Annotated in this window: 23 protein-coding genes and 1 pseudogene; 6 read left to right on the top strand and 18 right to left on the bottom strand. The window is 48.1% G+C overall.

Features of this window, described 5'->3' with window-relative positions; all coding sequences use genetic code 11:
* Positions 1–368 precede the first annotated feature (368 nt).
* The 7 genes and pseudogenes from ACKFKF_RS13440 to ACKFKF_RS13410 all read right to left on the bottom strand — a co-directional run bounded on the left by ACKFKF_RS13440 (position 369) and on the right by ACKFKF_RS13410 (position 3,735).
* On the bottom strand, positions 369–971 hold the full coding sequence (locus ACKFKF_RS13440; protein ID WP_446868166.1) for an NAD-dependent epimerase/dehydratase family protein: 603 nt from the start codon (positions 969–971) through the stop codon (positions 369–371).
* Positions 972–988: 17 nt separating this feature from the next.
* Positions 989–1,126: pseudogene (locus tag ACKFKF_RS13435) on the bottom strand (NAD-dependent epimerase/dehydratase family protein); the annotation flags it as partial.
* Between the two features lie 86 nt (positions 1,127–1,212).
* Positions 1,213–1,728, bottom strand: coding sequence for a DUF1579 domain-containing protein (locus ACKFKF_RS13430; RefSeq protein ID WP_446868165.1), 516 nt, complete (start codon positions 1,726–1,728; stop codon positions 1,213–1,215).
* A gap of 67 nt (positions 1,729–1,795) precedes the next feature.
* Complete coding sequence (locus tag ACKFKF_RS13425; protein ID WP_446868164.1) at positions 1,796–2,206, bottom strand: VOC family protein; 411 nt, start codon at positions 2,204–2,206, stop codon at positions 1,796–1,798.
* A 61-nt stretch (positions 2,207–2,267) separates the two neighbouring features.
* Positions 2,268–2,621, bottom strand: a complete 354-nt coding sequence (locus ACKFKF_RS13420; RefSeq protein WP_446868163.1) for a YciI family protein — start codon at positions 2,619–2,621, stop codon at positions 2,268–2,270.
* A gap of 3 nt (positions 2,622–2,624) precedes the next feature.
* On the bottom strand, positions 2,625–3,116 hold the full coding sequence (locus ACKFKF_RS13415) for a VOC family protein (RefSeq protein WP_446868162.1): 492 nt from the start codon (positions 3,114–3,116) through the stop codon (positions 2,625–2,627).
* 46 nt (positions 3,117–3,162) lie between these two features.
* Complete coding sequence (locus ACKFKF_RS13410) at positions 3,163–3,735, bottom strand: dihydrofolate reductase family protein (RefSeq protein ID WP_446868161.1); 573 nt, start codon at positions 3,733–3,735, stop codon at positions 3,163–3,165.
* A gap of 237 nt (positions 3,736–3,972) precedes the next feature.
* Here ACKFKF_RS13410 and ACKFKF_RS13405 point away from each other — a divergent pair, with 237 nt between their 5' ends.
* Entirely contained in the window at positions 3,973–5,247 is a 1,275-nt protein-coding gene (locus ACKFKF_RS13405) for an RNA polymerase sigma factor (protein ID WP_446868160.1), read from the top strand.
* Here ACKFKF_RS13405 and ppsA read toward each other — a convergent pair.
* The 8 genes from ppsA to ACKFKF_RS13365 all read right to left on the bottom strand — a co-directional run bounded on the left by ppsA (position 5,189) and on the right by ACKFKF_RS13365 (position 12,796).
* Entirely contained in the window at positions 5,189–7,867 is a 2,679-nt protein-coding gene (gene ppsA, locus ACKFKF_RS13400) for a phosphoenolpyruvate synthase (protein ID WP_446868159.1), read from the bottom strand. The two genes, ACKFKF_RS13405 and ppsA, sit on opposite strands and share 59 nt — an antisense overlap.
* Positions 7,868–7,902: 35 nt before the next feature.
* The gene (aac(6'), locus tag ACKFKF_RS13395) at positions 7,903–8,355 is read right to left on the bottom strand and encodes an aminoglycoside 6'-N-acetyltransferase (RefSeq protein WP_446868158.1); all 453 of its coding nucleotides are present in this window, start codon (positions 8,353–8,355) and stop codon (positions 7,903–7,905) included.
* A gap of 7 nt (positions 8,356–8,362) precedes the next feature.
* A complete protein-coding gene (locus ACKFKF_RS13390; protein ID WP_446868157.1) occupies positions 8,363–8,872 on the bottom strand; it encodes a GNAT family N-acetyltransferase in 510 nt (169 codons plus the stop codon).
* 149 nt (positions 8,873–9,021) lie between these two features.
* Positions 9,022–9,414 (bottom strand): VOC family protein, encoded by a 393-nt coding sequence (locus ACKFKF_RS13385; protein WP_446862603.1) that lies wholly within the window; start codon positions 9,412–9,414, stop codon positions 9,022–9,024.
* A gap of 69 nt (positions 9,415–9,483) precedes the next feature.
* Positions 9,484–10,323, bottom strand: coding sequence for a DUF6597 domain-containing transcriptional factor (locus ACKFKF_RS13380; protein WP_446868156.1), 840 nt, complete (start codon positions 10,321–10,323; stop codon positions 9,484–9,486).
* Between the two features lie 37 nt (positions 10,324–10,360).
* The gene (locus ACKFKF_RS13375; RefSeq protein ID WP_446868155.1) at positions 10,361–10,954 is read right to left on the bottom strand and encodes an AAA family ATPase; all 594 of its coding nucleotides are present in this window, start codon (positions 10,952–10,954) and stop codon (positions 10,361–10,363) included.
* Between the two features lie 144 nt (positions 10,955–11,098).
* Complete coding sequence (locus ACKFKF_RS13370; RefSeq protein WP_446868154.1) at positions 11,099–11,848, bottom strand: class I SAM-dependent methyltransferase; 750 nt, start codon at positions 11,846–11,848, stop codon at positions 11,099–11,101.
* Positions 11,849–11,902: 54 nt separating this feature from the next.
* Positions 11,903–12,796: an aminoglycoside phosphotransferase family protein gene (locus ACKFKF_RS13365; protein ID WP_446868153.1), complete on the bottom strand. Its 894-nt coding sequence runs from the start codon at positions 12,794–12,796 to the stop codon at positions 11,903–11,905.
* A 127-nt stretch (positions 12,797–12,923) separates the two neighbouring features.
* On the opposite strand from ACKFKF_RS13365, the gene ACKFKF_RS13360 reads away from it, so the two are divergent.
* From ACKFKF_RS13360 to ACKFKF_RS13340, 5 genes are all read left to right on the top strand, one after another.
* The gene (locus tag ACKFKF_RS13360) at positions 12,924–13,430 is read left to right on the top strand and encodes a GNAT family N-acetyltransferase (RefSeq protein ID WP_446868152.1); all 507 of its coding nucleotides are present in this window, start codon (positions 12,924–12,926) and stop codon (positions 13,428–13,430) included.
* Positions 13,431–13,517: 87 nt separating this feature from the next.
* Complete coding sequence (locus tag ACKFKF_RS13355; protein ID WP_446868216.1) at positions 13,518–13,955, top strand: LuxR C-terminal-related transcriptional regulator; 438 nt, start codon at positions 13,518–13,520, stop codon at positions 13,953–13,955.
* Between the two features lie 400 nt (positions 13,956–14,355).
* Complete coding sequence (locus ACKFKF_RS13350) at positions 14,356–14,742, top strand: DJ-1/PfpI family protein (protein WP_446868151.1); 387 nt, start codon at positions 14,356–14,358, stop codon at positions 14,740–14,742.
* Positions 14,717–14,947: a hypothetical protein gene (locus ACKFKF_RS13345; RefSeq protein WP_446868150.1), complete on the top strand. Its 231-nt coding sequence runs from the start codon at positions 14,717–14,719 to the stop codon at positions 14,945–14,947. Before ACKFKF_RS13350 ends, ACKFKF_RS13345 begins: the two co-directional genes overlap by 26 nt.
* 14 nt (positions 14,948–14,961) lie before the next feature.
* Positions 14,962–15,090 (top strand): hypothetical protein, encoded by a 129-nt coding sequence (locus ACKFKF_RS13340; protein ID WP_446868149.1) that lies wholly within the window; start codon positions 14,962–14,964, stop codon positions 15,088–15,090.
* 122 nt (positions 15,091–15,212) lie between these two features.
* Here ACKFKF_RS13340 and ACKFKF_RS13335 read toward each other — a convergent pair whose 3' ends face one another.
* The 3 genes from ACKFKF_RS13335 to ACKFKF_RS13325 form a co-directional block, all read right to left on the bottom strand.
* Positions 15,213–16,187 carry an iron-siderophore ABC transporter substrate-binding protein gene (locus ACKFKF_RS13335; RefSeq protein WP_446868148.1) on the bottom strand — a complete coding sequence of 325 codons (975 nt, stop codon included), beginning with the start codon at positions 16,185–16,187 and terminating at the stop codon, positions 15,213–15,215.
* A gap of 7 nt (positions 16,188–16,194) precedes the next feature.
* A complete protein-coding gene (locus ACKFKF_RS13330; RefSeq protein WP_446868147.1) occupies positions 16,195–18,720 on the bottom strand; it encodes a TonB-dependent receptor domain-containing protein in 2,526 nt (841 codons plus the stop codon).
* 143 nt (positions 18,721–18,863) lie between these two features.
* The gene (locus ACKFKF_RS13325) at positions 18,864–19,610 is read right to left on the bottom strand and encodes a helix-turn-helix transcriptional regulator (protein WP_446868146.1); all 747 of its coding nucleotides are present in this window, start codon (positions 19,608–19,610) and stop codon (positions 18,864–18,866) included.
* Between the last annotated feature and the right edge of the window lie 100 nt (positions 19,611–19,710).

Here is a 19,710-nt window from a genome sequence, read left to right as displayed (position 1 = left end):
TGCACGAATCATAGATGCCCTCCGACTAAAGTCGGGGCTACAAGAGCAAAGTGTGCCTTCGCACACTAAAGAGGCGATTTTAACCGTTAGTCCACGGAGGTGGACTTTGTTCTGATAGCAGCGATTTCAATCGCCAGGTATTCATGCAGGAAGTCTATTTAAGTGAATGCTTAATTACTCTGGAATCAGTTAAGCATTTACTTAATCATTTTACATAAGCCGACCCAGTGCCAGCGGGAGCATCCCAACTGTGCAAATCTGAATCGGATGGCATAAAGTGAACGGGTTCTCATTTTAGGAGTAGAGGCAATGACTCCCGACCAACAAGCCCGACTGAAAGCCTACATCCGAGAAGCGGCGAGCATTCTCTACGAAGTCAGGGAACAAGAGATGCAAACGATCGGGGCATTCGTTCGTAAATTCCATAGGCCATGCGGGGTAAAAGGGGTGGTTGCACTGATAATATAGCGACCAAAGCCGATCGCTGGAGCTTTCTCAAGGGCAAGGAGATGGGCACTCGCCACGTCTTCTAGATCTACTCTGCAATAGAGCAATTCGTTTGCCTTGATGTTACTATCCGGGTAAGCCAGTCGCGTTTCTAGGTGATTGTCTTCTTCTGGAAAAAACCGCGAGGTTCGTAGAACGAGACAAGGGAGACGTTGATTCCGGTAAACCAGTTGGCACAAATCTTCTGCGGCAGTCTTGGTCACACCATAGATGTTTTTGGGAATAAGCATCACGTCCTCGGTAATCCAAGCCGTAGGCGCATCGGCAGGCGGTGTGAGCGCGCTACCCAAGGTGCTGGTTGTGCTAGTGAAGATAAAAGCTTGTACACTGTCTGCCACAGCTTCTTCCAGAAGATTGAGCGTCCCTGTGATGTTAGTGTCCACAAAGCTTTGGCGACTATGGGTCGAGACATGAGGTTTGGTAGAGTCGCGGTATGAAGGACGGCATCCACCCCTTTCAGGCATTGTTTGACCCGATCGCGATCGCAGATAGAACCAATGGTACGGGTAAAGTCCGTCTTGATCAGATCAATGCCAACGACATCATGCTGGGTGTTTTGTAAGGTACGAACCAACGCTTCACCCAAATGCCCCGCACTGCCTGTAACCAAGATTTTCATACCCATACCAATTCGTTGTCGTGGATTCACGCTGCGATCGTCAATATTCTGTGTGCCTCAGTTCACTTCTTCTAAGGTGGCTTGCGCTATCGTTGCCGCTGATGGTTTATGGTCATGAAGTGATGCCACTGCCCGTCATCGCTCAATGCATGAGAAGTCATGATCCGATGATCGTCGCTTTTGAATTCGATCACATCTTTGTATTTTGCCATCTTTCCATCGCCCGTCATGGCTGGGCCCTCGGAATAGAGCGTGAGCATCGTTTCATCTGCGCTCAGTTCACCTTCGTACTGCCAAAGATAAGTCATCATTGACCCAATCCAGGTGCCCACGTATCGCTGTTGCTGCGGGTCATAACCAAGCGTCACTAGGGTTGTCGCATGACCACATCCTGGCATCTCACCTTGCCCCTCAGCGAGTACCCAAAGTCCACCGATCGATCGCACATGCTCAGTTCCCGTTGCTTTTTCGGGAGGCTGATCTGATCCCATTGTTACTTCGGTTTCATACGTCCACTCGCCGACAAGTTTTTGAAGCCACTGATGTTCCTTTTGTGGTTCATTATGCAGGGTTGAGTCTTGTTGGGTTTGAGTTGTCTCCATCGTTTTATCTCCATTTAATGAATCATTGTGGAGGTGCAATCCACCTCAGTTCCTAAAAGATGACGAGTCAAGCATCCTTCTCGCAGTTCACCATCCACGGCGTACCAAATTGATCGACTAACATCCCGAATCGAAATGCCCAGAAAGTTTGCTCAAAGGGCATCCTGACGATCCCGTTTTCTGCTAGAGCGTAAAAAATCCGTTCTGCCTCAACAGGTTCGTCAATGCTGATCTGCACATAGAAGCCTTGAGGGGGTTCAAAATAGCTCGGTGGACTATCTGATCCCATCAAGAGACGCTCACCTAAATCGAGGCAAACGTGCATGATCTTGTCGTGCCATTCAACGGGCACCTGTTCTGCTGAGGGGGCTTCCTTGTGAGTCATCATCATGACAATTTTGCCGCCGAAACAGTGTTCATAAAACTTGAACGCTGCTTCACAGTTGCCGTTGAACATGAGGTAAGGATTGAGTTTCATGACGTACTCCTTTTGATTCAGGAATTGGATTAAGAACTGAGTGTGAAAGCGGCTTGAGATGTTAGTTTGGCAAGCCTGCAACCTCGATGACAGGACGAATTTCGACCGTGCCGACTTTTGCTCCAGGAATCTGAGTGGCGATCGCGATCGCTTCATCAAGATCCTGGGCATCAATCAAGAAAAACCCGCCGAGTTGTTCGCGCGTTTCAGCAAACGGCCCGTCAGTCACAAGACTTTTACCGTTGCGAACCTGGACACTCGTGGCTGTTGCGATCGAGTGGAGCGGGGCAGTAGAGAGAAACTGTCCCTTAGCATGGAGGGCTTGAGCAAGCTGTGCGGATTCTACATAACAGCGTTCTCGTTCGATTTCACTCAAAGCATCTTCTGCCATGTAAATTAGCAGGATATATTTCATCGATTAATCTCCCTCGTTCTGGTTGTAGGCTTGCTGCAAGCGAGCAATATCAATCTTGTTCATTGTGAACATGGCTTGCATGACGCGGGTTGCTCTGTCGGCATCCTTGTCCTTGAGCATTTCCGTGAGCGATCGCGGCACGATTTGCCAAGACAGTCCGAACTTGTCTTTCAGCCAGCCACATTGACTTTCACTTCCCCCTGCGGACAACTTGCTCCACAGCGTGTCAACTTCTTCTTGTGTTTCGCAGTCCACACTGAGGGAAATGGCTTCGGTGAATGGAAATTCTGATCCGCCGTTGAGTGCCTGAAACTGCTGCCCTTCAATCTCAAAGAGCAGGGTAAGCACTTTGCCTTTGTGTTCGGGCATGGCATCGCCGTAGTGCGAAACCTCCAAAATCTTGCTGTTCTTGAAAATGCTCAGGTAGTAGTTGACTGCTTCTTCCGCATTAAAGTTAAACCAGAGGCAGGGGGTGATTTTCTGTGTGGTTGTCATGATGATTTCCTTTTTTAGCAGGATGGAAATGGTTTCACCAAAAAGGCTATTGGGGTTCGTAAGTGTTAACCACAATGCCGTCTGTGTAAGCAGTAGAGTTTGTTAGCTTCAGAGGCTCGCGACCTGTGAACACCCGCATCCCGTTTCCGATCGCCACAGGGTTGACAAAGAGATTCAACTCGTCAATTAACCTGTTTTCGAGCAGTGAGGAAACAAACGTTGCGCCGCCATACACGAGGATATCTTTGCCCGCTTGATTCTTGAGGCGGTTGACCGCTTCAACGATCGAACCATTTTCTACTCGGACATTCTGCCCATCCACCCGGTCAACAGTCTTACTGAACACCACTTTGGGAATGCTCACCATTTTTTGAGCGAACGAGTACTCAGGGCTATTTGGTTGAGTTGTCACCTGCTCCCAGTACTTGATAAAACCCTCGGTCATTTTCCTGCCGAGCAAAATCGTGTCGCTCGTATCCGTGAGATAGTTGATGAAAGAATGGAGTCTTTCATCCGAGGTCGAATCCAACTGACCTAGGGCCATCCAGTCTAACTGACCCTCCGAGCCTGCAACAAAGCCGTCAACGGTAATTTGCATTTGCAGTTTGAGTTTTCTCATGATTCCTCCAGGGTTGATTTGTCTCGTTTCATATCAATTGCCCCTTTTGTGTTCCTCTATCAGTGAGTCGAACGGCGTTGACTCAGATCGACACCTTACAGAAAACTTTTATCATCGAATGCGATCAAATGTACTATATAGTACGATCAAGTTTCACCTCCGTTGCTTCCCTTTGTCAATCAGTCGAACGGAGACTGCTCAGATCGACACCTTGCCCAAAAATTTTGATGATTCGGTATGAACTCAAACGCAAAGTCAGATGTCACCCAAGCAATCACCTCCGTTTATCGTGCTGAATGGGGTCGAATTATCGCCACGCTGATCCGGTTATTGGGGGATTTCGATGTGGCTGAAGAAGCGGCACAGGAAGCCTTTATCGCCGCTGTGAATCAGTGGCACTCTAGCGGCATTCCAGATCTTCCTCGTGCCTGGATCATCCGAACAGCCCGCTACAAAGCGATCGATCGCCTCCGCCGCCGAACCCGACTGACCGAAAAACTAGAATGGTACGCAGCATCGGGGTTAATTCCCTCAAGCGAGGAACCGACCTACGATAGTGATGAAATTCTCGACGATCGCTTGCGGCTGATCTTCACCTGCTGTCATCCGGCATTAGCGGTCGAGGCTCAGGTGGCGCTGACGCTGCGAATGTTGGGCGGACTGGAAACCGATGAGATTGCCCGCGCCTTTCTTGTACCCCCAACAACGATGGCACAACGGTTAGTCCGTGCCAAGCGCAAGATTCGAGATGCAGGGATTCCATACAGTGTGCCAGATCTGTCTCACCTGCCTGAGCGAGTTGATGCAGTGCTGACGGTGATTTATTTGATTTTTAACGAAGGGTATGTTGCGACAAAAGGCGAACTGGTGAGAGCCGATCTGTGTGCCGAAGCCATCCGGTTGGGGAAACTGGTGCGGAAATTAATGACACCGCAACCGCCCGCAGGAGTGACCGCACTGGTCGCCCTCATGCTGCTACACGACGCTCGCCGCGATGCCCGTCTTGATGCGGCAGGCGATCTCGTTCTGCTCGAAGATCAGGATCGCTCTCGTTGGAATCAACGCCAAATTGGTGAGGCACTCCCGCTAGTTGAGGAAGCGCTGCGGGGCGAACCGAGTCCGTTCGCTGTACAAGCTGCGATCGCTGCCCTCCATTGTCAAGCCGCACGGGCAGAAGAGACGGACTGGGCGCAGATTGTTCGGCTCTATGATGTCCTGGAGCGCTTACAACCTTCTGCGATCGTGTCCTTGAATCGGGCGGTTGCGATTGCCTTCAGCAACAGCGAAGCTCCCGCGATGGTCGAGAGTCCTCAAGCGGCACTGGAACTCATTGATGCACTTGCCCCTGAACTCGACGATTACCATCTGTTTCACGCCGCACGAGCCGATTTACTGCGTCGGGTTGGAGCCTTAGAAGCCGCCGCCCAAAGCTACATGCAAGCACTCGCACTTGTCACGAATGAGAGCGAACGTCGGTTTCTCGATCGTCGGCTGCGCGAAGTTCAGTCTTAACGTCTTGAGTTAGGATTTCTACATACCCTTCTGTTCCCTGTACACGGATTCGTTGCCCATCTTTGATCAGTTTGGTCGCATTTTCGACTCCCACAACGGCTGGTAAGCCATATTCACGGGCGATCACTGCTCCATGTGTCATCAGTCCACCCACTTCGGTGACTAAACCTTTGATGGATACAAATAAGGGTGTCCAGCTAGGGTCAGTGAAGGAGGTAACTAATATATCTCCATCTTCTAGATCGGCATCTTCCATGTTTAAGATGACCCGTGCGCGTCCCTCGATCACTCCGGCAGAAACAGGTAGACCTACAATCGCTTTAGCTGGGAGATTTTCTCGTTTGTACTCCCCTGCAATGATTTCGCCATCAGACGTGATTACCCGTGGGGGAGTTAGTTTTTCATGTAGTTTGTACTCGTCTTTTCGTTTGTTGATGATTTGGTGATCCAGTTTATTTGTGAGTACGACTTCGCGAAGTTCTTCAAAAGTGAGGTAGTAAATATCTTCTTTTTCAGGAATCACGTTTGCTTGTACGAGTGGTTCAGCTTCTTTCAGTAAAGCCTGCTTATAAACGAAGTAGCGATTAACCATGCCGTATTTTGGATATTCCCGATAACCGATGAAATTTCGGATGAGGCGGATCATTCGTTTTGTTTCTTTGACTTTTTGTTCACCCTCCGGTAATAGCTGCAATCGTTCTAATAACTCCTGTTCTTTGCTCAAAGCCTGCTGTCGTCCTTGCTCAAATTTGCGATCGCTTTCACTAGGCTCAAAGTTTTTGATATGACTGAGAATGATGGGGATGAGTGTCGTTGGTTTCTCGCTCCAACGGGTTCTAGTAATGTCGATCTCACCTGCACATCGCATTCCGTATTTGTTGAGAAAAGCAGCGATCGCGTCCCTGGTCTCCTGTCCACCCTCAAACTCAATCAGTTCATCCAGAAAGTTGTCATCTTCTACACGTTGTAAATACTCCATTACTTCTGGATAAGGACGAATCACATCTGCGACATCCAATAGCGCCAGACCCATTTTCGAAGTGATATTGTTTGGCACAGATTGAGAAAGTGTGTCTGCTGCATTTTTCTCACCTAACCATTCGTTCATTTTTTCATTGATCCATGATGAAGCATTCATAGCAGTCATGATCACACCAAAACTTTGTGGATCAGACAGTATCTTCTTTAATTGCTGGATATCTTCCAGAATAAAATCAAATAAATCTGATCCTGATTTCGATTGGATATTTTGTTTTAACGCTGCTATTGATGTTTGACTACGCTGAATCAAATCAGCAACGATCGCTGGATCGTATTCGTTTAGTGTTTGAAAATCTGCAACCGACCTCCCTTGATTGCTTTCACCAGCACTCTGTTCTTGCTGATCAGGCAACAATTTGATAAAATCTCCTCGCTCTATGAGGGTCGTCAGTGCGTCTTTGATGAGCGGATCGGCTTTTCCCAGGACATTTAATATCGTTTCTCTGCCAGCAGGTGAAGCCAGCATATCTGTAACATCAACAAACAACCTTCCACCAGCGTTAAACATGGGTCGCGCGGCTGTTAACTGCCACAAAGAGATTCCCAATGGTTTCATGGCATCGGTCATCATTTGTTGGTGACCGACAGAGACATAGACATGATTTTCTCGATCGTTCGCTTCAGGAATCGGAAATAAAGTCGTGATTGGACGACTCTGAACAATGTAAAACGTATCATTAACCAAACACCATTCGATGTCTTGGGGACAGCCAAAATGTTCTTCGATCTTTCTGCCGATGCGCTCAAGCTGTAAAATCTGCTCATCCGTCAGCGCTTGCCGATTCTGTCTCTCAGGTTCAATCTCCTGTTCTTTCGTACCGCCATCTTTTAAGGCATAAATCGCCAGTTTCTTGGTGGATATCCTCTTATCGATAACCTTGCTGTTACACACTTTATAGTTATCAGCATTCATCAGCCCAGAGACCAAAGCCTCACCCAGTCCGAAGCTGGCATCAATGGATAACACTTTCCTGCTACAAGTGACGGGATCGGCTGTAAACAAAATTCCTGATGCCTGCGGGAAGACCATCTTTTGAACAACTACGGACATCTGAACTTTACGGTGGTCGAAGCCGTTTTTCAGGCGGTAAATGATTGCTCGATCGGTAAATAGTGATGCCCAGCACTTGCTGATATGCTTTAGGATTGCCTCTCTTCCGATAATGTTCAAATATGTATCCTGCTGACCTGCAAAGGAGGCGGTTGGTAAATCCTCGGCAGTTGCGCTGGATCGCACTGCATAGGCATTTTTCTCACCCATCCTGGAGAGGGCGTGGGTGATCTCTCTATTAATGTCTTCAGGGATGGCTATTGCTTCGATGACCCTGCGAATCTCACCACTCAGTTCAGCGATTTTATCCCGGTCTTCCACCTTGAGAACCAATAACTGATCCAGTAATTCGTGAATCGACGGCGTTTCCCCAATGATTCTTTTAAAAGCTTCAGTAGAAATACAAAAGCCATCCGGTACACGGATTTCTTCAATCTTGGAAAGTTCTCCCAGGTTTGCGCCTTTACCCCCAACGACTGTGAGCTTCGTTTTATCAATATCTTGAAAACGGAGCACAAATGAACTCATCAGGTTCCCTCCTTTGGCAATTCATACTTTGATAATTAGTTGGGTAAACCAACTGACTTAATGAAAAATACAACTCGTTCCACTTCTCGAAATCCGACTTTTGCATAGAATTCATGACTTGCAGGATTATCTAGAAGGGCATCCAAAGCAAGTTCGATACATCCCTGTTCACGCGCCCACTGCTCGGCATACTGAATTAGCGTTCTACCGACATCTTGATTGCGGTATTCAGCTTTGACATAGATTCCTTCTATGTAGGCTACAGGGCTTTTAGTTGCGTCTGGAACATAATCAGAGCGTAGCGATAGATTCATAAACGCGATCGCACAGCCCTGCTCATTCCTAACCAGAACGGCTTGTTCTCGATCAGAATGCAGAAGACTGGTGAGACTAACTTCCATTTCGGCAGAAGAGTAATCCGACCATAGCTCCAGTGCTAAGTTTAGCCACTCTTGAAAACTATCCTGAGTAACTTTGCAAATTTCCATTTTGAGATTATTTTTCCTTTGCTTGTCGATCGCGGAACATCTCCATCAAAAAATTGCGAAACCCTAGCTTTGAGTAGAAAGGAGCATTCCAGGGAATATCTCGAAAGGTTGATAACGATACGATCGCATAGCCCTGCTGTTTTGCCCAAGCACACACCGTATTCACTAATGCCGAGCCAATCCCTCTCTGCCCGTGTTCAGGGGTAACATCGATTTGCTGAAGGTAGAGCGTGCCATCCACTTCACAAGCGATCGCATACCCAACGACTGCTCCATACTGATCCACCGCAACCCATACCCGTCCTGCTTGAAATTGCTGCTGCACAACCTCTAGTGGTAATGGATCAGCATCCACCAAAAAGGCATAGGGCGTATCCAGAAACAACCTAGCGGCTGACCGTTCGATGTGAGACAGCAGTATTAATTCTTCAGCGCGAGCAGAGCGGGTGTGATAGCCCGATTCAAGAGCCATTGTGGGCAATTCGCAAATATGATTCTGATCGCGTCTAATGTTCATTGAAAATCTCACTTTGTCGATCGCGGGTAAAGCGTTGCCATCCCTTGTGGTTCATGCACATACTTACCCGCCTGTGAAGGTTGGTAAATCTCTATGTTTGATGTTTTGTCCATAAAAAAGTTGTGCTTCATTCTAGCGCTTTTAAATGGTTAGGCAACTGGCTTGGTTATCCATTGGACGAGTTGAATGACAACACCGTTTGGATCTGTGACTTGAAAGAACCGCTCTCCCCAGGGTTCTGTTTCGATCGAGGTTGTAATTGCCACACCTTCTGCTTGGATTCGGGCGTATTCCGCATCAATATCATCCACGACAAAAACAATGAGTAGCCCATCCACTCGATGTCCGCACATATGAATCGGTTTGAAGGTTTCCAGTCCAGTGCGGAGAAAGATCAGGTTAAAGCCAGCATCCGGTCTAGAGAGCGATACAAAGCCATCGGCGGACATCTCTTCATAGAAGCCAAAATGTTGCTTAATGAAGGTCGCCGATGCGGTGACATCATCGACATTGAGTGAGATCGCGGAAGCCGTAATCTGCATAAATTACCTTGGTACAAACTAATAAATTATGATGCAGGATTGATCGGCAAGGATTGTAAAAAAATGACCTTAATCAAGCAAAACCACATGGCAGGGATGAAAGCCACGTTGTGCCAGGTATTCAGTGGGCGTGCAATTAGCAAACGTCCGAAAATCATGAATAAAATGTGACTGATCGAAATAACCACAGGCGATCGCAATGTCCGCCCAATCAACCTGATCTTTGCCGGATGCTAGGTCAAGGGCTTGCTGTAAGCGCCGAACCCGACAAAATAGCTTAGGAGTTAGCCCCACTTGATCTCGGAATAGTTGGTTGAAATGGCGGGTACTGAAGCCAATTTTATCGGTGACTTCGCTCACTCTGGTGGTTGGATCTCTCCTAAACTCTTGCAATGCCATCGCGATCGCGGCATGTCGATCAAGCGGTTTCATCACCATCAGCAAAAATTGCTCCAAAACCTCAAAGCGGCTTGCTACGGTTGGCAATGCTAGAAGGCGATCACGCAGTTCAGTCGCCCGACCCTGCCATAATTCATTTAATGAAATTCTCTGGTTGTGCAACTCCCCCGCAGGCAACGTAAAAAATGGGGCATTGCCTCCCGGTTTGAAATGTACGCCCATCATCGATATCTTGCTGTCATTGTTGATAATGAAGCTTTCAGAATGGGTACCGCAAATCATCATGCCGTTGGTACTGCCGATTTGCGGTTGCCTTCGGCACAGCAAAGCTGAACGACGATCGCGATCAAATAGTGGAATCTTATCTTCATGTAGATTGATCACCAATTCCATCGAACCGATCGGCAACAATCGAGACTGCGCTTTAGGTAAGTTCTCACCTTCTCGACTCCAGAGCAGTTCAACAAATTGCGAGAGCGGCGGTCTCACTTGGTAAGTCTGATAAATCATATGGTTTTGCCAGTCGATCAACACTAACAGATGATCTTTAAGCTACCGTACCAACCCAAAAATTGAGTCGCACAACTATCCGCTTTAGAGGACGTAAGAGCGGATGCCAAGGAGGTGAGAGAGCAAGACCTGTGGAATAAGCAATTTCCTCTGCAACCGCTTCAATCGGTTTTCCCTCGGTATTGAGATGATCTGCGAACTTTTCGTCTGACAAAGCGTTCAAGCATCGATCCAGGTGACGCGCACCCCAAGAGTTGCTGCCATCACCGCGCCATCGCAACCGACGCAGAATCGTCTCGCGAGAAGCCAATAAAGTAAAGTGATACACCTGTAGTCCCTCTAGACGCAATGCCCCGACGATTTGCTCATAGTAGAGCGGATTGACGACTGTCATCGGAACAATGATGACTCCTGAGAAGTTCTCAGCAACGTATCGCAAACTTTTGTAAGTAAACTCACGCCAGACGGGATGATCCTGGAAGTCTCGATGCATTTCTAACGGCACAATTTTGCGAATAGAGAAGCCAATTTGCTCAGGATCGAACACAAAGCTACCCGGAATGCGGCTGTGTAGCTCAAAGGCAGTCTGGGTTTTGCCAACTCCGAAGGCTCCATTCAACCAAATAATCATCAGCAATCGCAATCTTCCTGATCGACTACAACCTAGCACTAGTTTGATATTGAGTCACGCAAACCGACGCTCTGAGAACATTGCCTCGATCGCCAAGAGTAATCTCGAAACGAGCCACTACCTCTGAGAGATTTTGAGTCTCTGTTATCCGGCACTACGACGACCCACAACGATGGGTTGATGCAGAATTCCATCCAAACGCTGAACATCTGTAAAGCCGACTTCTCGAAAAAGAGCCATCAGCCGATCGACGGTAATTGCATAGTAGCGGGACAAACCAGCCGTAACACGAGCAGGAACGCCTTCTCTGATTTCCCGCACGAAGTACATAGCAACATCGTAAGCATCGCCACTCCAATCCCGCGTTTGAAACACAAAGTAACGATCGCTGCCGTCATAACGGAACCCATAAGACCACATTTGGGGGGACGATCGATCTTCATTCGTCCGATAGTCGCGGAGGCTCACGATCGCCACGCCATCTTGCCTCAAGCACCTGTAGAACCCCTGGAGCGCAACTCGGATCTCATCTTCGCCAGGGAGATGGGGCAGGGAGTTGTCAGCACTTAACACGACATCAAATCCAGAACCATGAATTTCGGCACAGTGACGCATATCTGCTACTTTGAACGTCACGTCAAGTCCGCGTGTTGCTGCTTCTTTGCGCGCCCGATTAACCGCTGCTGCTGATAAATCAGATGTCGTTACCTGATGTCCGAGGGCTGCGAGTCCCAGGGTTTGCGTCCCGATGCCGCAGGAAACATCAAGAATGGAGAGGGGTGCTGAACCGACGAAATTGCTAACGACCCCGTTCAATGCTTCCGCCTGCTGTTTGATGGCTTCGTCCCAATTCGGGTAAACCAGGTGATAGAGACTGGCAATTTCGTCGTACATACCAAAATTGACTCCGACTGGACTAAGAACTGTAACACGTTGTCTCTGAGGATTTTATGCAAGTGCTGTGTATCCCAGGTCAGTCAGTACCTCTTTGATCGTGCGTTCCGCGAGTGTGACCAATCCAGGGTTTGTCTCAGCATAGTACGGAATAATCAACACGGCTTGGTGGAGCGCATAACCTCGCGCTCGATTCCAGGTATCGTCGTCAACGTCGAGCGCAGCACGAAACACCGATCGCCCAATTGGATTGAAGACACTCCACGCAGCAATAATATCCGCAGCCGGATCACCCACACCGATGCCGCCAAAGTCGATCACCGCCCATAGCCGTCCGCCTTTCACAAGCAGATTCGATCGCAGCAGGTCTGTGTGTATCCAGACGGGTCTTCCGTCCCAGAGTGGCGTTTCAAGGGCGCTCTTCCAGGCGAGTGCAACTGCATTGCTGTCAATTACGCCCCGTGATGCTTCGATCGCCGCGCAGGTCACTGCATTGAGTTCGCGGAGTGGTCTACGTCCAGTTCGCGGTGCGCCGAGGGGATCAATGCAGCGGAGTTCGATGAGGAATTGCGCCAAATCAGCAGCAGCCTGACGTTCATCCTGAATTAGGTCATCTCGATATGAATGCCCCTCAATCCAGCGGTAAATTGCCCAAGGAAAGGGATACTCACCCGTCGGCTGACCCTTTGCAACTGGCTCAGGAACATGCAGCGATAGATGGGGAGCAAGCTTCGGCAGCCAGTCCCACTCTTTCTCGATGTCTCGCGCCCATGACTCCAGGAGCGGGAATCGCGCACAGAGGTGGTTGCCGAGCCGATAAATCGCGTTTACCGTTCCTGTAGACTGGATTGGATGAATTGGCAATTTGGCGAACTGGGGGAACTGTGCAGCCACCAACCGTTTGACGAGAAACTCATCAATATCGACCTCCCCCTCATGCATCTTCATAGGCTCAAGCATCAATTAGAATGCCATTGATAAAAACACATTGTATTATGTTTGTAGTATGGCACGGCAATTCTAACTTGACATTGATTGACTTGTTTCTAGGAAGCCAACGTGATGTGCTGGATTTTTGGCATCAACTGGAGTGGATATGGAAGTGCAGATTGAACCTTATGATGCTCAACACCTCGATGCTGTCATTCAGCTTTCGCTGCGAACCTGGACTCCAGTGTTTGAGTCGATTCAGAACGCGATGGACGCTGAAGTATACCGAGCATTTTATCCCGATGGTTGGCGGGTAAGCCAGCAAAAGGCAGTCGAAGCGGTCTGTACTGCGGAGGATACTCATGTCTGGATTGCGATTGATGCAGAATCTCCGGTAGGCTTTATCGCCGTTAAACTCCACTCAGAGGACAGCATGGGTGAAATCTATATGGTTGCAGTCGATCCAGACGTTCAAGGTCAAGGCATTGGCAGTGTTCTGATCGAATTCGCGCTCTCCTGGATGAAAGAAGCTGGAATGTCGATCGCAATGGTCGAAACCGGAGGCGATCCCGGTCATGCTCCCGCCCGTCGTACCTATGAAAAAGCAGGCTTTGGACTGTTACCGATCGCTCGATATTTCAAGAAGCTTTAGCTGTCGATCGCACTCAATTTCGATCGGTTAGCAAATTTTTGAATTTGTTAGCTTGAAGAGAAAGAGCAGCATTCATCACCCGCTCAACTGCGAGATGCAATGAGATTGCTGACTCGATTGCAGAAATTTACTCATGCGGGTGGACGAACCATTCGGGTTATGGAAACATTGCTTTTACAGGCGTTGGTTTTACAGGCTCAAGGCGATCGCACGCGATCGTTCGATTTCCTCCATCAAGCCCTGAACATTCCTAGTCAAGGAAAATACATTCGTCTATTCTCGGATGAAGGGAAACCGATGGCAGAGTTATTGCAAATAGCTGTCTTTCAGGATATTCATGCTGATGCAGCCAAACGTTTGTTAACGATATTTAACTCAGTTGAAGAGAAAGAATCAACCATCATTCAACCGTTCGTTGAACCATTAAGCGCACGTGAACTCGAAGTACTCCGCTATCTGGCAACTGGGATGTCGAATCAAGCGATCGCAGACCAACTGTTTGTCAGCCTCGCTGCTGTTAAATAGCACGCTCGCAACATCTATGGCAAATTAGAGGTGAACAATCGAACTCAAGCAGTCGCGAAAGCCAGAGAATTAAGACTTTTACCTTAGCAGAAATCTCTATGCCAAGACCTATCCTTTTGGCTAGTGAACCTCTGAAGCAGGCGCACCACAATACATCCAGATGCGAACTCCTGAAATGGGAGGTCTGACAATGAAAAAACAAATTGTTCATCTTTTTGTATTCAATACCTTATACCAAATCAATCTGTTAATGCTACAGATCCTTCGCCCCCTAAATCCCCCATTCTGGGGGACTTTGAAACCTAGAAAAGTCTTGACCTCTGGGGAACTCCTACATTCAAAGTCCCCCACTCGTGGGGGACTTAGGGGGCTGCAAGATCTGTAGCGTTCAAAGATCAATTTGGTATTAGCTGACTGGGAAACAGGTTTTGCGATCGCTGGAATCAACAACCCAGACATGCAAAAACATCCCGGACGTTACCAGGTACAAACAGTTGGTTTGAATGCTGAGCCTATCACAACGATCGGCGGTGTAACGATTCTTCCCGACATTACCCTTGCCGAACTCGAACCTGGAGCGATGCTGATTTTACCGGGAGGTGAAGCTTGGGATGCAGGCGAAAACTCGGAAATTCTGGAATCAGCCAAAGCACTCCTAGCAGCAGATATTCCTGTTGCAGCGATTTGTGGTGCAACCGTAGGACTCGCCCACGCCGGAATTCTAGATGATAGAACCTCACACCAGCAATGCTCTAGCGTACTTGCAAGCGACCCGCTATCGAGGTGAAGCCCTTTATCAAGACCAACCTGCGGTTACGGCTGGCAATGTGATTACGGCAAACTCAACCGCGCCGATCGAGTTTGCTTACCACATCTTCAAGAAGCTAGATCTCTATGAGCCTCCAGTTCTGAAAGCCTGGTATGGACTGTTCAAGACTGGAGAGGCTTCGTACTATTTCAAGCTGCAACAATTCACAACCTCGCCCAATTGATAGTGGAGGCAAAAATGAAAGCCATTGTACAGGAACAGTTCAAGACTGAACTTAGTAAAGCGAAATCGGCGATCGCGGCACAAGAGTTTGAGACGCTAAATCCCCCATTCTGGGAGACTTTGAAACTGGGGAATGGGTCTTGAAATCTAGGAAGTCTCTCGGCTCAAAGTCCCCCAACTTTGGGGGATTTAGGGGGCATGATCAAGTCTGCATTTCACGAGTGATTTGGGATTGCTATAGTGTGGATCTCGCTAGAATTCTGGGTTCACTTTTGAGGGATGGGAGCTAACTGCTGTAACAAATCATTTAGAATTTGTACTTCAGCAAGGGGTCCGCGCACCATTGTCAAATAAGCATCCATAAAATAAACCTGTCCAGTTTGAGAGATTGGCAGTGTCTTTAACAATGGAATTTGATTCCATGCTTGTTGTAGTTGTCGCCAGTCTAGAGGACGCTCATCCGCATCATTTTCGTTCCATCCGATCACAATTAAAATATCAGTTTCGATCTGGGGCAAAATCTCGATCGAAATCTGAGCATCTGCGCCTCCGAATCGGGAGTCATCTAAGCGAACATTCCTAAATCCTAATGCTTCAATCAAATCGGTATAAACACTGCGCTCCTGCCCAAAGGCATAAAAACCACTCGCTAGATCTCCAGAACTCAATAACAACACGCGGGGGTGAGTGTTAGTTATCGCAGCTAATTTCTCACGCGCTTTTGTAATACGCTCCTTTCGCGCAGCCATCAGCAATGGGATGACGGTTGCTCGATCGATCACTTGAGCAACTTGCTGAAGTGGTTTTTGCCATCCGTGTTGATCGTCGAGTAGAACGGTTGGCGCAATTTGGGTTAACAGGTCATTCTTGCCTTGAGTTCCTTGCCATCGTTCACCCAGGATCAAATCCGGTTTGAGCAACGCGAGTGCTTCTAAAGAAGGTTGAGAGCGATCGCCCAAATTAATTGGCTGCGTCGTCACGCGATTGCCTAAAAAAGGGATTTGCTCGATCGGGCGATTGAATGGTTGCCGACTTGCAGAAACACCTGCATAGGCAGCAGGCTGCTCTCCTAGAGATAGCAGAAGATCTAATCCATAGGGGCTGAGGACGGCAATTTTTTGAAGTTGATCCTTCGGTGCCTCGCGCATCGGGATCGGGGGAACACTTCTGCTACAGCCCCAAACGAGCAGAACCGTTAGTGCAAAAATGGTCAGAGCGCGAACCCATTGAGCAACTATCATCGAACTGCTACCAAGTAAAACGATAACCGACTGTAATAGTTCTTCCCCTAGAAGCCGTGTTGAACGTTTCATCAAAACCACCCAGGATTTGATTTTTCACATTGATGTATTGATTGTTGAATAAGTTTTGAATCCCAATATTCAATGTACCAGAGCCGAGCTTAATGCTACTGACTAAATCGACCAAGAAGTAACTATCGATTCCAACTGGATCAATGCTAGCCGTGAAAGCGCGATCGCGGCTCCCAATATAAAGCGCCTGCAATCGATTTCGCCATCCCGGTAGCGTTTCGTTCTCTACATAAGCCGTTAGTTTAATCGGCTGGACATCAAATGAACTGAGGGCAACGAAACTCCCTTCATCGTTTTTCAGATCGCCTTCGACCCAACTGATTGATCCTCCCAATTGCCAGGTTTTTAAGGGTTGCCAATCAAGCGCCAACTCTATGCCATAGTTTCGCTGCGGTGCCCGTAATAATTCCACAGAAGTCTCTGTCAATTGAGTTAATGCCCCCAATTCAGAGAAGCTATAAAACGCGGCTAGAGAGGCTTGAACATTTCGCCAGTTACCGCGCACTCCAATTTCATAGTTATTCACCTTTTGCGGAGCCGTTAGGATCACATCGCGCGTGAAATCAAACCCTTCGGGAGGACGGACTAAAGCACGTCCAATCGTCGGCAGTGAGAAGCCTTGAGCAAAATTAGCAAACAAACTAATCTGTTTTGTTGCCTTATACACAGCACCTGCATTGAACACAAAATCATCAACGGTTTTATCACCTCCGAATGCGGTGACATTGTTCTCCCCTGCCACAAACTGATCAAGTACCGACACTCCAAACCGCTCATATCGGACTCCGCCGCTGAGATTAACGCGATCGCTAACCTGCCACTGCGCCTGAGAAAAGATTCCTAAGTTATTGATTGTGAATTTTGGAAAGCGAATCACACTCCTGGTTTTCCGAGCCGTTACCCGCCTACTGGCATCAAACTCATCCGCATCGAACACATCATAATCGGCGCGGTTAGCGTCACTAGAAGCATCTACCCCCCAGAGTAAGCTCAACGTTTTCGAGAGCGGCGTATCAAACTGGACTCTGCCCCCAATGCGTTCTGCTGTCGCCACCGATCGAGCAACGCCCAAAGGGGTTTCTGGATCAAAAGTGCGTGCATCAAACAACACATCCGCAGTTCTCGTGCGACGGTAGTAGAGTTGTGCTTGCAGTTTGCTGTTGAAGACGTTGTTATGGGTGTAGTCCAAATTTGCGATCGTACCCAGGTTAACAGGATCGGTGGTATCAACGAAATTAATGGACTGATCGAGCGCCCGCGCCTTTTGAATGCCAGGAATGTCTAGCACAATCGGATCATAGTTATCAGATTGCTTATAGCGATCGTCAAACTGATTCACGCTAACTTGCAGGCGTTGTTCTGGGCTAAGTTGGAAGCCTACTTTTCCTAACGCATTGAGTGTTCTACCATCAGTAACAAAGCTTCCTGCTGCGGGAATCAGATCGCCTTCAGCATCAAAAGCTTTCGCAAGACTGTCTACAGAGAATGAAAACAGATAGTCTGTTCCGTTTTGAGTTCCTGAAATCGCTTGGCGAACAAACGTGCTAAAACTACGCGATCGCAAATTGTCAGAGTTGACGCTCACTTCTGTTTCTGCCTTGAAACCTGCTTCAGGACGACGAGTAATCAGGTTAATCACGCCCCCCGATGCACCATCGCCATAGATAGCACTTGGCCCTCGAACGACCTCAACTCGCTCGATCGCAGATGAATCCAATCGTCGCAAATCGGCTCCTGTGCTATCGGTGTTGACGTTGGAAGTAATGGGTACACCATCAACCAAAACGAGCGGGGTTCGTCCTCGCAGGGATTGACCAAAGTTGCTGGTATTTTCGGTGCTAGCTCCAAGTCCTGGAATCGTCTTGCTGAGAATCGTTTGCAAATCGCGATTGATGCTGGTTTGCTGCTCAAGTTGGGCGCGGTTTAGAACGGTGGTGGAGCGAGGCACATCTGCGGGACGTTCTGCGGTGCGGGTTGCGGTGACTACGACTTCCTCTTCATCTGTCGCCGGAATCACACTTAGCGTCAATCCTGATTGAGCCGAGACGATATCCAGTTCAGGTGGACGATCGGTTCCGACAACGCGAACTTGCAGTTGAGTGGGGTTGATCTGTCTAACAGTGACGGTTGCGATACCTGCGATCGGGTTTGACGCTTGAAAGGGTTGAGTCAGGACAGCACTATTAATCTCTGCAACGATCGCGTTTCCTTCACGGCGTTGGTTCTGGGCTTTAAGAACAGTGCCATCAGCCGTAGTAAAAATAAGTTCGATGCCGTCCTGTAGGCGTTCTAGCTCAATCTCAGTCACCTGAGTCGGAGCCTGTGCAAGGAGAGTTTGAGCGCTGGTGGAAACGGCTGGGCGGTCTTTAACAGTTGAAATTTCATTGGCGTGGACACCCTCTGACACGATTGCGCTCAAAGCACCCCCGATAACGATCAAGGAACTCAAGTAGACTCTCATGATTTCTCCTCACATCACACGGCAACCCTGCTTGTTCAGAATTGCAATTCTTTCTCAATAGAGTACAGCGATCGATGAGGCAATTTAAATCACATTATGTCCTTTAACCGGACTTTTTCTGTCTCCGAGCGGGACTTTTTTGATCAATCGTATCTGGGGCTGGTTCCAAACTTTTTCTTAAATGCTTTGTAGAATGCGCCTCGGCTGGTGTACCCAACTTGTTGTGCAATCTGATTAACGCTGATATGTTTGTTCATAAGCAATTGAGCCGCCTGCTGCATTCGATACTCATAAAGGTATCCGAATACAGTTGTACCAAACACAGATCGAAACCCTTGTTTAAGCTTACGATCGTTTAATCCTACCTGCCGCGCTAATTCAATCAGCGAGGGCGGACAAGCAACGCGCTGAATCAGAATGTCTCTGGCTTGGTGAATGCGATCGCGCTCGTCCGATTTTAACGAAGGAGAAGATAGCTGAACCTCTGAAAGTTGATCAAGCTTTAGCGCAATCAGTTCTAAACACTTACTTTCTAGATAAATTCGCTTGGTCAATCCCTGAAAAGGACAGTTAAAAATCTGCTCGATCGCCAGTTTCATACTGGGTGTTATTGTTCCAGATGCGCTGTAAGTCGCTGAATGAATTTGGGACACTAACTGACAAAATTCTGACGGAAATTGGCTCAAATCGTCAGGGAGAAACCTTCGCAGCAAATCAGACGATTTGAGGTGAATATCGACTTTCTGAATCGGAACCCGTCCTGAGATATGGCTTACAATCGCTTCGCTGACTTCTCCTTCAGGTGTCCAATCTAGAAAATTTACCTTTCCTGATCGTCCTGAGTATTCCCCAGATAGATTGAAACCAAATTCAATCTCGTTACTGGTCACAGTCTCATCGTATTCAACTGACAAACCTTGATGAAACGTCTTCTGTATCAATAGTCCGGACGATTTTTAGGAGAGGGAATCGACAAGAAAGCCATCGATC

Source organism: Phormidesmis sp. 146-12 (genome assembly GCF_052939495.1).
Note: the sequence above shows the minus strand (reverse complement) of the source record. Positions and strands in the feature narration are given on the sequence as shown.

Excerpts from the sequence above, each read along its gene's own strand:
- ACKFKF_RS13440 (WP_446868166.1), bottom strand. The coding sequence starts at position 971 with ATGCCTGAAAGGGGTGGATGCCGTCCTTCATACCGCGACTCTACCAAA.
- ACKFKF_RS13430 (WP_446868165.1), bottom strand. The coding sequence starts at position 1,728 with ATGGAGACAACTCAAACCCAACAAGACTCAACCCTGCATAATGAACCA.
- ACKFKF_RS13425 (WP_446868164.1), bottom strand. The coding sequence starts at position 2,206 with ATGAAACTCAATCCTTACCTCATGTTCAACGGCAACTGTGAAGCAGCG.
- ACKFKF_RS13420 (WP_446868163.1), bottom strand. The coding sequence starts at position 2,621 with ATGAAATATATCCTGCTAATTTACATGGCAGAAGATGCTTTGAGTGAA.
- ACKFKF_RS13415 (WP_446868162.1), bottom strand. The coding sequence starts at position 3,116 with ATGACAACCACACAGAAAATCACCCCCTGCCTCTGGTTTAACTTTAAT.
- ACKFKF_RS13410 (WP_446868161.1), bottom strand. The coding sequence starts at position 3,735 with ATGAGAAAACTCAAACTGCAAATGCAAATTACCGTTGACGGCTTTGTT.
- ACKFKF_RS13405 (WP_446868160.1), top strand. The coding sequence starts at position 3,973 with ATGAACTCAAACGCAAAGTCAGATGTCACCCAAGCAATCACCTCCGTT.
- ppsA (WP_446868159.1), bottom strand. The coding sequence starts at position 7,867 with ATGAGTTCATTTGTGCTCCGTTTTCAAGATATTGATAAAACGAAGCTC.
- ACKFKF_RS13390 (WP_446868157.1), bottom strand. The coding sequence starts at position 8,872 with ATGAACATTAGACGCGATCAGAATCATATTTGCGAATTGCCCACAATG.
- ACKFKF_RS13385 (WP_446862603.1), bottom strand. The coding sequence starts at position 9,414 with ATGCAGATTACGGCTTCCGCGATCTCACTCAATGTCGATGATGTCACC.
- ACKFKF_RS13380 (WP_446868156.1), bottom strand. The coding sequence starts at position 10,323 with ATGATTTATCAGACTTACCAAGTGAGACCGCCGCTCTCGCAATTTGTT.
- ACKFKF_RS13375 (WP_446868155.1), bottom strand. The coding sequence starts at position 10,954 with ATGATTATTTGGTTGAATGGAGCCTTCGGAGTTGGCAAAACCCAGACT.
- ACKFKF_RS13370 (WP_446868154.1), bottom strand. The coding sequence starts at position 11,848 with ATGTACGACGAAATTGCCAGTCTCTATCACCTGGTTTACCCGAATTGG.
- ACKFKF_RS13365 (WP_446868153.1), bottom strand. The coding sequence starts at position 12,796 with ATGAAGATGCATGAGGGGGAGGTCGATATTGATGAGTTTCTCGTCAAA.
- ACKFKF_RS13340 (WP_446868149.1), top strand. The coding sequence starts at position 14,962 with ATGAAAGCCATTGTACAGGAACAGTTCAAGACTGAACTTAGTAAAGCG.
- ACKFKF_RS13335 (WP_446868148.1), bottom strand. The coding sequence starts at position 16,187 with ATGATAGTTGCTCAATGGGTTCGCGCTCTGACCATTTTTGCACTAACG.
- ACKFKF_RS13330 (WP_446868147.1), bottom strand. The coding sequence starts at position 18,720 with ATGAGAGTCTACTTGAGTTCCTTGATCGTTATCGGGGGTGCTTTGAGC.